Genomic DNA, 15121 nt, shown 5'->3' with positions numbered 1-15121 from the left:
ACATCTGTATGGAGTATGTAATTGAAATGAGAAATATTCGTAAGGAATTCCCTGGCATCGTCGCAAATGACAATATTACTCTTCAGCTACAAAAAGGAGAGATTCATGCTCTTCTAGGTGAAAATGGTGCAGGTAAATCAACGCTTATGAATGTGTTATTTGGCCTTTATCAACCTGAGCAAGGTGAAATTCATGTGCGCGGTCAAAAAGTTAATATAACAGATCCAAACATTGCAAACGAACTCGGGATTGGTATGGTGCACCAGCACTTTATGCTAGTAGAAAAATTTACGGTTACTGAAAATATTATTCTTGGAAATGAACCGACTACTAAAGGACAGGTTAACCTTAAAAAGGCAGCTAAAGAAGTGGAATCGATTTCTAAGCAATACGGTCTTTCAGTTGATCCAAACGCTAAGATAGAAGATATTTCAGTTGGAATGCAGCAGCGGGTTGAAATATTGAAAACACTTTATCGTGGCGCTGATATTTTAATCTTTGATGAACCAACTGCTGTGCTCACACCTCAAGAAATCAAAGAATTAATTATCATTATGAAGAAATTGATCTCAGAAGGTAAGTCGATTATCTTAATTACTCACAAATTGAAAGAAATTATGGAAGTAAGCGATCGCTGTACGGTTATACGTCGCGGTGTGGGAATCGGTACTGTGGATGTTGCTAATACGAACGAAGATGAACTAGCATCTATGATGGTTGGGCGCGAAGTAAACTTTTCGATTCAGAAAAAGCCTTCTGAACCTACAACGAATACACTTGAAATTCAAAACCTTGTTGTAGAAGATGCAAGAAAAGTACCTGCTGTCAATGGAATGGATTTGTCGGTTCGTGCAGGAGAAATTGTTGGCATCGCAGGTGTAGATGGAAATGGACAGTCAGAATTAATTGAAGCTATTACTGGACTACGAAAATCAAAATCCGGCAGCGTCATGCTTAACGGGAAAGATGTTACGAATTGGAAACCGCGTCGCGTAACAGAGGGCGGTATTGGACATATTCCACAGGATCGCCATAAGCATGGCCTTGTATTGGATTTTTCTATTGGCGAAAACATGGTCCTTCAGACCTATTATAAAAGACCTTTTTCTAGGAACGGCATTCTGAATTTTTCTACTATCATGGACAAAGCAAAGTCCTTGATAAAAGAATATGACGTTAGAACACCAAGTGAATCAACGCCAGCGCGTGCTTTATCTGGAGGGAATCAGCAAAAAGCAATTATTGCGCGTGAAATTGATCGTAGTCCTAATCTCCTAATTGCAGCACAGCCTACACGTGGGCTTGATGTTGGAGCAATTGAATTTATCCACTCAAAGTTGGTGGAGGAGCGAGATAAAGGAAAAGCTGTCCTCTTAATTTCCTTTGAACTAGAGGAAATCATGAATGTTAGCGATCGTATTGCAGTTATATACGAAGGGAAAATTGTTGCGATCGTTAAGCCTGAAGAAACGACAGAGCAGGAGCTTGGCCTCTTAATGGCGGGCGCAAACCGCAAAAAGGCTGGTGAGACTTCATGAAGTTATTAAAAGGAAAATGGTCTAATATTACTGTTCCTGTGCTATCAGTAGCTCTTGGGTTACTTGTTGGTGGTATTATCATGCTTGTGAGTGGATACAATCCACTTGTCGCTTATGCAGCGTTATTTAACGGGATTTTCTCTAACTCATATGTTCTTGGTGAGACAATCCGTCAAATGACGCCGCTTATTCTGTCAGGTCTTGCGGTCGCATTTGCATTTCGTACTGGTCTTTTTAATATTGGTGTAGAAGGACAGCTTCTTGTCGGATGGCTCGCATCTGTTTATGTGGGACTACAATTCGATGGCTTAAGTCCAATAGTACACATTCCACTAGCTGTTCTTGCTGCTGCAGTTGCAGGTGCAATGTGGGCCTTTGTTCCAGGCTTCTTAAAAGCAAAGTACCATGTTCACGAAGTTATTACGACGATCATGATGAACTATGTGGCACTTCATGTGGTGAATGCTATTATTCGTACGTATTTGCTTGCGCCTGGAGAGCGTACCGACCAAATCAATCAATCGGCTTCTCTTCAGTCATCTTTTCTACAAACGATTACTGATTTTTCTCGTCTACACTACGGCTTTGTCGTTGCGATTATTGGAGCTATTATTATGTGGTTCTTGCTTTGGAAGACAACGACGGGTTATGAACTTCGCTCAGTAGGATTTAATAAATATGCATCTGAATATGCAGGCATAAACGTTCAACGAAACATTATTCTTTCTATGGTCATTTCAGGTGCATTTGCTGGAGCGGCTGGTGCAATGGAAGGACTTGGAACATATGGGTATATGACCGTTATGGCTGATTTTACAGGTGTCGGTTTTGATGGAATCGCCGTAGCTCTTCTTGGAGCAAATAGTGCGTTTGGGGTAGTTCTAGCATCTGCTTTGTTTGGCGGATTAAAAATCGGAGCTCTCAATATGCAGTCTGTGGCACAAGTGCCAACTCAGCTTGTTGAAATTGTAATTGCGATGATTATTTTCTTTGTCGCATCTAGTTACTTGATTCACTGGATCAGCAACAGGGTGAACAAAAGGGGGAAAATTTAATGGATTTCATGCAGATTCTTCAGCTCGTCATTCCTGCTGCTATCTTTTCAGCAGCTCCCCTGATTTTCACTGCTCTTGGTGGAGTATTCAGTGAACGGTCAGGCGTTGTAAATATTGGCTTAGAAGGCCTCATGCTTATGGGAGCTTTCACAGGTGCATTGTTTACAATTCTCGGTGAGCAGTGGGGGATGGGTGCAGCTTCACCCTGGTTTTCACTCATAGTCGCTATTATTGTAGGTATGTTATTTTCACTTTTACATGCTGTTGCAAGCATCTCGTTTAAAGCAGACCAAGTTGTAAGTGGTGTTGCACTTAACTTTCTTGCAGCTGGTCTTGCAATTTTTCTTGTGAAGAAAATTTTTGACGCTGGTCAAACACCAATTATCCAAGAACGAATTTATAAAACAGACGTGCCTTTATTAAGTGATATTCCATTTATCGGTCCGTTGTTTTTCTCGAGTGCATACTATACGTCGTACATCGCAATTGCACTTGCCTTTGTCGTATGGTGGATTCTTTTCAAAACGCCGTTTGGTCTTCGTCTACGTTCAGTAGGGGAGCATCCAATGGCAGCTGATACAATGGGGATCAACGTTACAAAAATGCGCTATGTAGCTGTAATGCTTAGTGGAGGCTTTGCGGGACTTGGCGGAGCAGTCTATGCCACTTCAATTGCAGGAAACTTTAGTCATGCTACGATTTCCGGTCAAGGTTTCATGGCACTAGCAGCTATGATCTTTGGTAAGTGGCATCCACTAGGTGCGATGGGCGCAGCGCTGTTCTTCGGCCTTGCTCAGTCGCTTAGTATAACCGGTCAACAGATTCCTGGATTAAAAGAAATTCCAGAAGTTTATCTACTTATATCTCCTTATGTATTAACAATTCTTGCGCTTGCAGGACTTGTTGGAAGAGCGGATGCTCCCAAGGCAATTGGACAGCCGTATGAAAAAGGAAAACGATAGAAGTGAAGCTCTCCGTGAAAGCGGAGGGTTTTTTATATAGAGAAATTCATGTTTCTAAACGCTCGTCTCGGATTTTCGTGTCTAGTTACGCGGGCCAAATCCTCCGGCTGTTTCACCCTATCGATTGAGACAAAAAGCGTCTCATTCAATAGGGCTCCAACATCCTACGGATTTAAGCAGGCCCGCTTCGCTTTTCGTGATCCAGCTGCGCGGGCCAAATCCTCCGGCTGTTTCACCCTATTGATTGAGACAAAAAGCGTCTCATTCAATAGGGCTCCAACATCCTACGGATTTAAGCAGGCCCGCTTCGCTTTTCGTGAGATCCAGTTGCAGTGGCCAGATCCTTGTCACTTCACCTTTTAATCCGAACACAAAAAACGTGTTCATATTAAAAGGCTCCAGTGCCTGACGGGCCTAAACGCTCACTTCCGCTTTTCATGTCCAGCTGCAGTGAGCAGGGTCTCGATCGCTTCACCATTTCATCCGAACACAAAGAGCGTGTTCAAATGAAATGCCTCCAGCGCTTGTCGACCCTAAACGCTCACTTCCGCATTTCTTATAAAAAGTGTTAATTGCTTACACTATTACACATACTATGGTATAAAGGGGATAAGTTATGCTTTCCTCTAATGGTAGTTAATGGATTTTAAAAAGGAGTGAGGTCAATGGCTATTATCCCTCATGAGAAAACCTCTTGCGGCGGTTTGACGCTACATAGGATACAGACGGATAAATATAAGACGACAACGGTAGTAATGCAGTTTAAAGCAAAGTTAACGAAAGATACGGTTACAGAGCGTGCTCTTTTACCTTATGTGCTTCAGAGTGGAACGGCTCAATATGGATCTTCGAAAGCTGTGAGAACAGAGCTTGAGAAATTGTATGGAGCAACGCTTGGTGTAGATCTTGCTAAAAAAGGTGATTTTCATATTATGACGTTCCGAATGGACTTTGCAAATGAGAAATTCCTATCGGAAGATGATCCGTTATTTAAGAAAGCTTTGACGCTTCTTGCGGATGTTGTAATGAACCCTAAAACAGGGTACGCTGGATTTGATCCTTCAATTGTGGAGAAAGAAAAGCGAACGATGAAGCAGCGAATTGAATCGATCTACGACGATAAAATGAGATATTCTAACATGAGGTTAACTCAGGAAATGTTTCCTGATGAGCCGTTTGGCTTACACGTGTTTGGTGAGAGTGAACAGGTGGATAAAGTTACTTCACAATCTCTCTATGATTACTATAAAAAGATTTGCTCAGAAGATGAAATTGATCTCTATTTTGTAGGTAATCTGGAAGGCATTGAAGTAGAAAGCATCGTAAAAGAATTATTTCCATTTGAAGAACGTAGCAGCAGAGAGTCTGAGACGACGGTGAAGGCATCGCTTGAAGTTGAAGAGAAGGAAGTGCAAGAAACTCAGGAAATCAAGCAAGGGAAGCTTCATATGGGTTTTCGTTCGGGTGTTGGGTATGCTGACGATGAATATTACGCTCTTCAAGTTTTCAATGGCATGTTCGGTGGCTTCTCACATTCTAAGCTTTTCCGTAATGTACGTGAGAAAGAGAGCCTTGCTTATTATGCAGCTTCACGCTACGAGAGCCATAAAGGTTTAATTATCGTGATGTCAGGAATTGAAGCTAAGAACTATTCCAAAACTGTTGAGATTATTAAAGAACAGCTCACTGCAATGAGGAATGGTGACTTCAATGAAGAAGAAATGAAGCAAACAAAAACCATGATTCGTAATCAGCTACTCGAAACAGTTGACGATGCGAAGGGTATGGTTGAACTTCTTTACCATGGTGTTGTATCAAGAAAGCTTCGTAGCATCGAAGAATGGCTGGACGGTGTTGAAGCCGTTACCACAGAAGATATTCTAGCGGTTGCTGATAAGGTTAAGCTTGATACCGTTTACTTCTTGAAAGGGGAGGAAGCTTAATCATGAAAACTATTCCATTTAATCAACTACAAGAAACGCTATATCATCAAACGATGGACAATGGACTTGATGTTTATGTTCTTCCAAAGAAAGGGTTTAACAAAACATACGCAACGTTCACGACAAAATACGGCTCGGTTGATAACCATTTCGTGCCGCTGAATGGTTCAGAGAACATTCAAGTTCCAGATGGCATTGCTCATTTTCTTGAGCACAAGTTGTTTGAGAAAGAAGATCGGGACGTGTTCCAGGATTTTAGTAAACAGGGTGCATCATCAAATGCGTTTACTTCTTTTACTCGAACGGCATACTTGTTTTCAACAACACAAAATGTGATGCAAAACCTCGAGACGCTTGTAAACTTTGTACAGGATCCTTATTTTAGTGATAAAAGTGTTGAGAAAGAAAAAGGCATCATTGGCCAGGAAATTGAGATGTACAATGATAATTCAGATTGGCGCGCGTATTTTGGTGTGATTGAAAACATGTTCCATCACCACCCAGTTAAAATTGATATTGCTGGTACAGTAGAATCCATCGCTAAAATTACGAAAGAATCCCTCTATACCTGTTATGAAACGTTCTACCATCCTTCCAACATGGTGCTCTTTGTTGTTGGAGCTGTAGAGCCAAATGAAATTATGTCATTTGTTGAGAAAAATCAGGCTGCAAAATCTTATAAAGATCAGCCACCAGTTGAGCGTTTCTTCGATGAGGAACCTAAAAAGGTTGCAGAGAAGAAAAGGGTTCTACCGATGTCTGTTCAAGTTGCTAAATGTCTTGTTGGGTTTAAAGAGCCAAACCCAGGACGTCAGGGTGAAGAACTTCTCAAGCACGAGTTATCCATTAATCTGGCGCTTGACTTAATGTTTGGTCAGAGCTCGGAGAATTATGAAACACTGTATAACGAAGGCTTAATTGACCAGAGTTTCTCTTACGATTTTACAGAAGAAGAGAAGTTTGGTTTCTCTATTCTTGGAAGCAATACAAGTTCACCGGATGAGCTTGCTGATCGGTTGTACAACATGATTCAATCGTTTAAGAACAAAGCTGTAGACGAAGAACAGCTTGAGCGAATTCGTAAGAAGAAAATCGGAAGCTTTTTGAGAGCTTTAAATTCACCAGAGTTTATTGCAAATCAGTTCACGCGCTATCGCTTTAATCAAATGGATTTATTTGAAGTAGTACCTGTACTTGAGGCTTTAACAGCTAAAGATGTTGAAAAAGCTGTGAAGGAACACTTCGCTGAAGAATGCTTTACGGTTTGTCAGGTGGTTCCGAAGGCGTAAAAGCACCCTATCGGGTGCTTTTTTCTTTTTAGAAAGGAGACTTTGCGTGAAAAACATTCTAATAACAGGAGCAAGTGGAGGAATAGGGAAAGCTGTCGCAGAGCAGTTTCTCAGTAGAGACCATAGGATCTATGCACATTATCATTCCAATATGAAAAGTATTACAGCTCTTAAACATGAGAATCCTGAAGCATCCATCATACCAGTTAAAGCTGATTTATCTTGTTCGAATGGGGTAGAGGCTTTAATCAATGAAGTGCCAGAAGTCGATACGCTCATTTTAAACGCAGGCAACAGTTTTAATGGTTTATTAACAGATATGACTGATCAAGAAATCGAGGAGATGATCCATCTTCACCTTACTTCATCCATTAAGCTTGCTAGACACTATACGAAGAACATGGTGCAGAAAAAGAGCGGTTCGATTATCGTTGTTTCTTCTGTTTTTGGCATATCTGGCGCTTCGTGTGAAGTTGTGTATTCTTCTGTTAAAGGTGGATTAAACGCGTTTGTTAAAGGGCTTGCGAAGGAGCTAGGACCAAGTGGCATTCGTGTTAATGCAGTCGCTCCAGGCTACATCTCAACAGCAATGAATGCCTCGCTTATGGAGGAGGATGAAAGAGCTTTGCTTGACGAAATCCCATTAGGAAGACCTGGAAAACCGCATGAAGTCGCTTCACTCATTTCATTCCTTGATTCAGATCAAGCGGCGTACATAACTGGACAAATCATTTCTGTTGACGGTGCTTGGCAGTAAATTTATGCATAAAGTCCTTCGTTTCGACGCAATATATAGGTGATGAATTGATAAAGGAGGGACATAAATGTCTGTACTAGATAATTTTGATACGTGGAAAGAATTTTTGCACGATCGCTTAAATCAGGGACAGCAGCAAGGGCTTTCTCAAGAAGTTGTCTCAGATGTTGCTTTTCAAATCGGCGGATACCTTGCTGATGGCGTTAAAGCTAAAAACGAACAAGAACAAATTCTTGCTGACTTATGGCATGTAGCGAGTGAAGAAGAACAGCATGCTATCGCTAACATGATGGTAAAGCTTGTCCAAAACGAAAGATAAATAAAGGAATAGAGGAGAAGGGTGTGAGAACATCCTTCTTTTTGTATGCATTTGTACCATTCATCTAAGAAAAGTAAACAAAATCCGTATTCATCTCTTTTATACTAATTGAAAATCATTTATGATTAAAGAAACATAGGAAATTTGTGGCTGAGGGAGTTGGCATATGGAGAAAAAGGAATGGTACCTTGAATACGAGATTCACAAGAACAGACCTGGTCTTCTTGGAGACGTCGCTTCTCTATTGGGAATGCTAGGTATTAATATTATTACAATTAATGGTGTTGACGATATGAGAAGGGGACTTTTGCTTCTTGTAGATGATGTGGAGCAAATTGAGCGCCTTGAATCGATCCTCAATACAATGGATAATATTACAGTTACGAAAATGCGAGAGCCTAAATTGAGAGACCGTCTCGCTGTTCGTCATGGCAGATACATACAGCGTGACGCAGATGACAAAAAAACATTTCGGTTCATTCGCGATGAACTTGGTCTTCTTGTTGATTTCCTTGCAGAAATCTTTAAGCAGGATGGACATAAGCTCGTTGGAATTCGTGGTATGCCACGTGTAGGAAAGACAGAATCAATTGTGGCCTCAAGCGTATGTGCGAATAAGAGGTGGGTTTTCTTGTCTTCCACAATGCTAAAACAAACTGTTCGAACCCAAATTGCGGACGATGAGTTAAATAGTGATCACATTTTCCTAATCGATGGAATTGTTTCAGCAAGAAGAGCGTCAGAGAAGCATTGGCAGGTGCTCCGCGACATCATGAGACTACCAGCAACCAAGGTAGTTGAGCATCCTGATATATTTGTTCAAGAAACAGAGTATACGATGAACGATTTTGATTATATAATTGAATTGCGAGACGATCCGGAACAAGAAATTACATATCAAGTGATTGAAAATCAGAATTCTGGATTTTCGAGCTTAGACTTTAACTAATTGGTAGGTGTTTTTCATTGACAGAGCTAGGTCAACGATTGAAAGAGGCTCGAAGTGATAAGGGATTATCAATCGAGGAAATTCAATCCATCACAAAGATTCAAAAACGCTATCTTCATGCAATAGAAGAAGGAAATTACGAACTGCTTCCAGGTAATTTTTATACGCGTGCATTTATTAAAAACTATGCGGAAGCAGTTGGCCTTGGCGGAGAGGAATTACTTGAGGAATATGCCTCTGAAATTCCTAAAGCCAGCACAGATGTGCCAGAGAACTTGCCTCCAAGAAAAATGAGAAGGCCGGCCTCACCAAGTAAAACAACTTCGAAGTGGTCATCCGTATTTCCATCGATTCTTGTCGTGCTCGTATTGGTCGGTGTTGCAGCCATCATTTGGTATGTAGTGCAGAATGGTGATGAGAAAACAAATCAGACTGCTACAACAAATCAAGTAGAAGAACAAGTATCTAGTGATGAGAATAGTGGTGACGCGCCTTCTTCTGATGAGGTATCAGATTCCAAAAAGCCTGAAGAGTCATCAGATCAACCTGATGGAGAAGCTAAGGATCAGCCCTCAGAAGAAGACAAAAAGTCTGAAGAGAAGTCTGAAGAAAAACCTGAAGAAGAACCAGAAATGGCTATCAAAAAAGTCAAGAGTAATTCTTCAAGTTCAACTTATGAACTATCTAACACAGATAAGTATGAGGTTAAGCTAGAAGCTAAAGGCGGTAGTTGGGTTGCTTTAACAGGTGCAAGTGATAAGAGATACGTGTATAAGAGTCTTAAAAAAGGTGAAAAGGTTACACATGACTTAACAAGCGAATCTTCAGCGTCATTGCGACTAGGAAGCTCACCAAATATTACTGTGTTCGTAAATGGAGAGAAGATTGACATTCCAAATGAACCCGTTGTTCAAAACGTTACATTGAATTTTAAAAAATCAGAGTAAGCAAGTAGGGGTCATCTATGTTAGATGACCCTTTTTCTTTCGACTAATCATTGGAGAAGTTTTCCTTTCTGCATGAAAGAAACAATGATAGAATAGAATACGATTTAATGGGTTGCTTTTATAGTTTCACAATAACTACTACCCAATTTATTGGTTAAATGACATTTAGGAGGAACATACGTGAATTTACCTAATAAAATTACAGTATCCCGCATTTTTCTAATACCCGTTTTTCTCATTTTTCTATTAGCTCCACTGCCTCTTGGAGAAACCGAGATTGCAGGAACCGTTTTATTAAATTCTCAGTTAATCGCTACAGCCATTTTTATTTTCGCTTCAATAACAGATTGGATTGACGGTTATATCGCTAGAAAGCACAACCTTGTTACTAATCTTGGTAAATTTCTAGATCCACTTGCAGACAAACTTCTTGTTACATCTGCATTCGTTTCTCTTGTGGAGCTAGGTGCTGCACCTGCTTGGATTGTAGTTCTGATCTTAAGCCGTGAGTTCGCTGTAACTGGCCTTAGACTTGTTGCTTCTTCAGAGGGAGAGGTGCTTGCAGCAAGCAATCTTGGGAAGCTAAAAACATGGATTCAAATTATCGCCATCATAGCTCTATTAATTGAAAATGTACCATTTGGAGCAGTAGGTTTTCCATTTGCGACAATTTCATTATGGGCTGCACTAATAATAACTGTATATTCAGGATGGGATTATTTCTATAAAAATCGCGAAGTACTCCTGAAATCACGTTAAACACTTAGAGGAACAGATTATTCTGTTCCTTTTTGAAACCATTTTTATCCTCACTTAATGACCGTTTCATTCGTACCATATTAAAGGGACATGAGGCGCTTTCTTATACGTAATGACCATTCCAATGTATAATAGAGGAAGAAGAGTTATGATCATGTTAATAAACTTGGTTGCTAATCAGGTTTTTAATAGAAGGGATGAATAAGTATGAATGCAGAAGTTATCGGAATAGGTTCAGAGTTATTACTTGGACAAATAGCAAACACAAATGCACAATTTATTTCTACCCGACTTGCTGATCTTGGTATTAATGTTTTCTATCACACTGTTGTTGGAGACAATAGTGATCGACTGAAACAGGTGATAGAAACGGCAGAGTCTCGATCAGATTTGCTAATTTTCACCGGTGGACTTGGTCCAACGAAAGATGACCTTACGAAGGAAACGATTGCTGAAACACTTAACAAAAAGCTTGTTTACAATGAAGAAGCTATGGATACCATTCAAGCTTATTATACGAAAACTGGAGCACCTATGTCAGAGAATAATCGTAAACAAGCGCTAGTCTTAGATGGTGCAGACGTTCTTCGAAATGACAACGGAATGGCTCCTGGTATGGCTTTAACAGCGAATAATCGGACGTATATGCTGTTTCCAGGCCCCCCTAAAGAACTTTACCCAATGTTCACAAATTATGCAGAGCCATACTTACTTAGTCAGATGAAGCAGGGTGACACCATTGTCTCTCGTGTGCTTCGTTTCTTTGGTATTGGGGAATCTAGGCTTGAGACCGAACTTGAAGATTTAATTGATCATCAAACAAATCCTACCATTGCTCCTTTAGCAGGGGACTGGGAAGTAACGCTTCGCCTAACAGCAAAAGCGGATTCTAAAGAAGTAGCCGAAAAGCTTATTGACGAAACTGAAGAAAAAATCAGTCAGCGTGTTGGGAAGTTCTTGTATGGTTATGACCAGACTTCTCTTCCAAAAGAAACGTTTTCAATGCTTAAAGAACGCAATTGGACAATTTCATCTGCTGAAAGCCTTACTGGTGGACTGTTTAGTCAACAATTAACAGATCTTCCTGGAGTTTCTTCACTTTTTTATGGTGGGGTTGTGTGTTACTCTAACGAAGTAAAGCGAGAGATCGGCGTATCAAACGAAACGCTCGAAGCATACGGTGCCGTAAGCGAAGAGTGTGCGATTGAACTTGCAAAAAGCGTTAAAGCGAGATATAACACCGATGTCGGAATCAGTTTCACCGGCGTAGCTGGACCAGACCCTAGTGAAGGAAAGGAACCTGGTACTGTGTTTATTGGAATAGCATCACCATTAGGGGAGAAAGTCATTTCACTTCAACTTGCTGGTAATCGAGATGCTATTCGTAAACGAACAGTGAAACATGGATTTAATACACTATTGAATTTAGAAAGGTGAATTACGTAGGTATGAAGAATTTTGAAGACTTTGCATTATCCAATGAAGTAAGTAAAGCTGTGCTTGAACTTGGTTTTAAGGAACCGACTCCTATCCAGGAAAAAGCACTTGAACCAATACTTGAAGGAAGAGATATAATCGGTCAAGCGCAGACTGGAACAGGAAAAACGGCTGCCTTTGGTATTCCTATTATCGAAAAAGTAAAGAAAGTTGGCGGTCCTGAAGCTATTATTCTTACCCCAACACGTGAACTTGCTATGCAGGTTGCGATTGAACTTCAGAAGCTTTCGAAATATAAGGGTCTTAATGTCCTTGCCGTATATGGTGGCGAGCCGATCTATCATCAGATTCGTGCATTGAAGAAAGGTGTTCATATCGTTGTAGGAACACCTGGACGTATGCTTGATCACTTAAAGCGCAAAACACTTCAAACAGACAATGTTCATACGGCGGTTCTTGATGAGGCTGATGAAATGCTCGACATGGGCTTTATTGATGACATAGAACTAATTTTCAAGCAGTTACCTGTTCAGCGCCAATCATTGCTTTTCTCTGCTACGATTCCAGCTCCGATTCGTAAGCTTTCAGGAAAGTATTTGAAAAACCCTCTTACGATTTCGGTTTCAAAAGGAGATGTAACTGCAGATACAGTTGAGCAAGTGTACTATCGAACGTTCGAAAGTGATAAGTTTGATACCCTTTGTCGTGTGATTGAGAATGAAGATATTCGTCTTGGCATCATTTTTACGAAAACGAAAAAAGGTGCTTCTCAGCTAACGGAATCACTTAAGAAACGCGGCTACCGTGGTGAAGAACTTCATGGTGACCTTACACAACAGCAGCGTTCAAAAGTGATGAATTTATTTAGACGATCCCAGATTAACTTTCTTGTTGCGACTGATATAGCCGCAAGAGGAATAGACGTTGCCCACGTCAGTCATGTAATTAATTATGATATCCCTGAGGATCCTGAGCGTTATGTTCACCGTATAGGACGAACCGGTCGTGCAGGGAATAAAGGTATTGCATTAACACTAGTAACACCGAAAGACATGCGCTTTCTTCAGTCGATTGAATCAAAAATCAAGTTGAACCTTTCTGCTGAACCACTTCAAGATGAATCAGTGGATCTTGAAAACATTGTTAAATCAGTTGAAAAGCAATTGAAGAACCAAAAGCAGGAATCATCAGCTCGAGAAACATCTGAACTGCTTCTTGCGAAATATGATGCACATGCACTTGTTCAAGCATTGCTAGAAAACGCGATTCAAGAAAAACAAAATACAACGCCATCCGAATATAACTTCGGTGAAACGGGCGGACAGAATGGCATGGTGCGTTTCTTCCTTAATGTAGGACGTAACATTGACCTTCATCCAAAGAAACTCCTTAGTGAGCTTTCAGTGATGGCAGGAGTTGAGAACGATTCTGTCGGACGAATTGATATCTTCGAGAAGTTCTCTTTCTTTGAAGTTCACGAAGATGTAGCTCCATTCGTATATGAAGCGCTTCGTGCAGGAGGCATTGATGGTAAATCGATCCATTTAGAGCCTGCCAAACCCCAAAAAAGCAGAGTGTAGAAAACGAAACGATCAGCTCCAAGGCTTGGAGCTGATCGTTCTTCTTAACTTTTTCTTCACCTTTAGAACAAAGAAATGATGAAAAAGTCAAGATAAGTAAAAAATAAAAAGACGAATAAATGTTCGGTTTTCTATTGGCAAATTGATAAAAAAGAGATATGATAGTGATAGTTTAATAACGAGGAGGAATTCATTCGTGAGTGATCGCAAAGCTGCCTTAGATATGGCATTAAGACAAATAGAAAAACAATTTGGTAAAGGTTCCATTATGAAACTTGGCGAACAAGCCGAGCAAAGGGTCTCTACTATTTCCACTGGATCGCTAGCACTCGATATTGCTCTCGGTGTAGGAGGATATCCTAGAGGGCGTGTTATTGAAGTATACGGTCCGGAATCTTCAGGTAAAACAACTGTTGCCCTTCACGCTATCGCAGAAGTACAACGCAACGGCGGTCAGGCCGCTTTTATAGATGCTGAACATGCATTAGATCCAGTTTATGCAGAAAAACTAGGCGTTAATATTAATGAGTTACTGCTATCACAACCTGATACAGGGGAACAAGCTTTGGAAATTGCTGAAGCACTCGTACGAAGTGGTGCAGTTGATATGGTTGTTGTTGACTCCGTAGCTGCCCTTGTACCAAAGGCAGAAATCGAAGGTGAAATGGGAGATGCTCACGTTGGTTTACAAGCACGTCTCATGTCTCAAGCGCTTCGTAAGCTTTCAGGTGCGATTAACAAGTCCAAAACCACCGCGGTCTTTATTAACCAGATTCGTGAAAAAGTTGGAGTTATGTTCGGAAACCCCGAAACAACTCCAGGTGGACGTGCCCTTAAATTCTATTCTTCTGTGAGATTAGAAGTGCGCCGCGCTGAAACTCTTAAACAGGGTAATGATATGGTTGGTAACAAGACTCGTATTAAAGTTGTAAAGAACAAGGTTGCTCCACCATTTAAACAAGCTGAAGTTGATATTATGTATGGTGAAGGTATTTCTAAGCAGGGTGAAATCCTTGATATCGGTTCAAACCTCGAGATCGTTCAAAAGAGCGGCGCATGGTTCTCGTTTGAAGGCGAACGCCTTGGACAGGGTCGTGAAAATGCGAAGCAATTCTTGAAAGAAAACCCGGCTATTGAAGCTGAAATTGAAGGACGCGTACGCGCTCATCATAATCTTGACGCAGATAAGCAGACGGAAGAAACTGCAACAGGCAAAGATACGCTTCTTCCTGATGAAGATAAGTAAGATAGATAGAGATAGTCGGTCATTAAGACCGGCTTTTTCTATAATTACATAGGCTTTTTGTGTAAAATACGTTCATAGTTTGTTTAATGAAAATTTTCATTTCCATGTTTAGGCAGAGAGATGTCAGTTATTAGTAATGAATAATTCATGATTAAGAGGCGAAAAAAAGAGCAATAATGAGCTATCTGAAGCAATTTTGGCTCCATGTGCTCTCTTGACAACCCTTACGCTGAAAGATACAATATTAATTGTATAATTATAATTTTCTAGTAAGATTATACTTTACTCTTAACAAGTGACATGTGCTGGATTGAAATCTTGCAAATGGTACAAAGAACTA

The 15121-nt window shown here is 40.5% G+C and carries 13 protein-coding genes; all 13 read left to right on the top strand.

The features are described from left to right. Positions 1-8 precede the first annotated feature (8 nt). The 13 genes from FBF83_RS02190 (at position 9) to recA (ending at position 14781) form a co-directional block, all read left to right on the top strand. Positions 9-1538 (top strand): ABC transporter ATP-binding protein, encoded by a 1530-nt coding sequence (locus FBF83_RS02190; RefSeq protein ID WP_136945503.1) that lies wholly within the window; start codon positions 9-11, stop codon positions 1536-1538. Then, positions 1535-2593, top strand: coding sequence for an ABC transporter permease (locus FBF83_RS02185; protein WP_136945502.1), 1059 nt, complete (start codon positions 1535-1537; stop codon positions 2591-2593). Before FBF83_RS02190 ends, FBF83_RS02185 begins: the two co-directional genes overlap by 4 nt. Further along, positions 2593-3555 carry an ABC transporter permease gene (locus tag FBF83_RS02180; RefSeq protein ID WP_136945501.1) on the top strand — a complete coding sequence of 321 codons (963 nt, stop codon included), beginning with the start codon at positions 2593-2595 and terminating at the stop codon, positions 3553-3555. Before FBF83_RS02185 ends, FBF83_RS02180 begins: the two co-directional genes overlap by 1 nt. Before the next feature lie 665 nt (positions 3556-4220). After that, positions 4221-5498, top strand: coding sequence for an EF-P 5-aminopentanol modification-associated protein YfmF (yfmF, locus tag FBF83_RS02175; protein WP_136945500.1), 1278 nt, complete (start codon positions 4221-4223; stop codon positions 5496-5498). Positions 5499-5500: 2 nt separating this feature from the next. Then, positions 5501-6787, top strand: coding sequence for an EF-P 5-aminopentanol modification-associated protein YfmH (gene yfmH, locus FBF83_RS02170; RefSeq protein WP_136945499.1), 1287 nt, complete (start codon positions 5501-5503; stop codon positions 6785-6787). A gap of 46 nt (positions 6788-6833) precedes the next feature. Beyond that, positions 6834-7544, top strand: coding sequence for an elongation factor P 5-aminopentanone reductase (ymfI, locus tag FBF83_RS02165; protein WP_136945498.1), 711 nt, complete (start codon positions 6834-6836; stop codon positions 7542-7544). A gap of 67 nt (positions 7545-7611) precedes the next feature. Continuing rightward, positions 7612-7863, top strand: a complete 252-nt coding sequence (locus tag FBF83_RS02160) for a DUF3243 domain-containing protein (RefSeq protein ID WP_136945497.1) — start codon at positions 7612-7614, stop codon at positions 7861-7863. Between the two features lie 166 nt (positions 7864-8029). After that, positions 8030-8812, top strand: a complete 783-nt coding sequence (locus FBF83_RS02155) for a YmfK family protein (RefSeq protein WP_136945496.1) — start codon at positions 8030-8032, stop codon at positions 8810-8812. A 17-nt stretch (positions 8813-8829) separates the two neighbouring features. Then, positions 8830-9759: a helix-turn-helix domain-containing protein gene (locus tag FBF83_RS02150; protein WP_136945495.1), complete on the top strand. Its 930-nt coding sequence runs from the start codon at positions 8830-8832 to the stop codon at positions 9757-9759. 180 nt (positions 9760-9939) lie between these two features. After that, the gene (gene pgsA, locus FBF83_RS02145; RefSeq protein WP_136945494.1) at positions 9940-10518 is read left to right on the top strand and encodes a CDP-diacylglycerol--glycerol-3-phosphate 3-phosphatidyltransferase; all 579 of its coding nucleotides are present in this window, start codon (positions 9940-9942) and stop codon (positions 10516-10518) included. Between the two features lie 207 nt (positions 10519-10725). Continuing rightward, on the top strand, positions 10726-11955 hold the full coding sequence (locus tag FBF83_RS02140) for a competence/damage-inducible protein A (RefSeq protein WP_136945493.1): 1230 nt from the start codon (positions 10726-10728) through the stop codon (positions 11953-11955). An 11-nt stretch (positions 11956-11966) separates the two neighbouring features. Next, on the top strand, positions 11967-13535 hold the full coding sequence (locus FBF83_RS02135; RefSeq protein ID WP_136945492.1) for a DEAD/DEAH box helicase: 1569 nt from the start codon (positions 11967-11969) through the stop codon (positions 13533-13535). Between the two features lie 196 nt (positions 13536-13731). After that, the gene (gene recA / locus FBF83_RS02130; protein WP_136945491.1) at positions 13732-14781 is read left to right on the top strand and encodes a recombinase RecA; all 1050 of its coding nucleotides are present in this window, start codon (positions 13732-13734) and stop codon (positions 14779-14781) included. The last annotated feature ends 340 nt before the right edge of the window (positions 14782-15121 follow it).

Source organism: Guptibacillus hwajinpoensis (assembly GCF_005144865.1).
Lineage (GTDB): Bacteria > Bacillota > Bacilli > Bacillales > Guptibacillaceae > Guptibacillus > Guptibacillus hwajinpoensis_A.
Note: the sequence above shows the minus strand (reverse complement) of the source record. Positions and strands in the feature narration are given on the sequence as shown.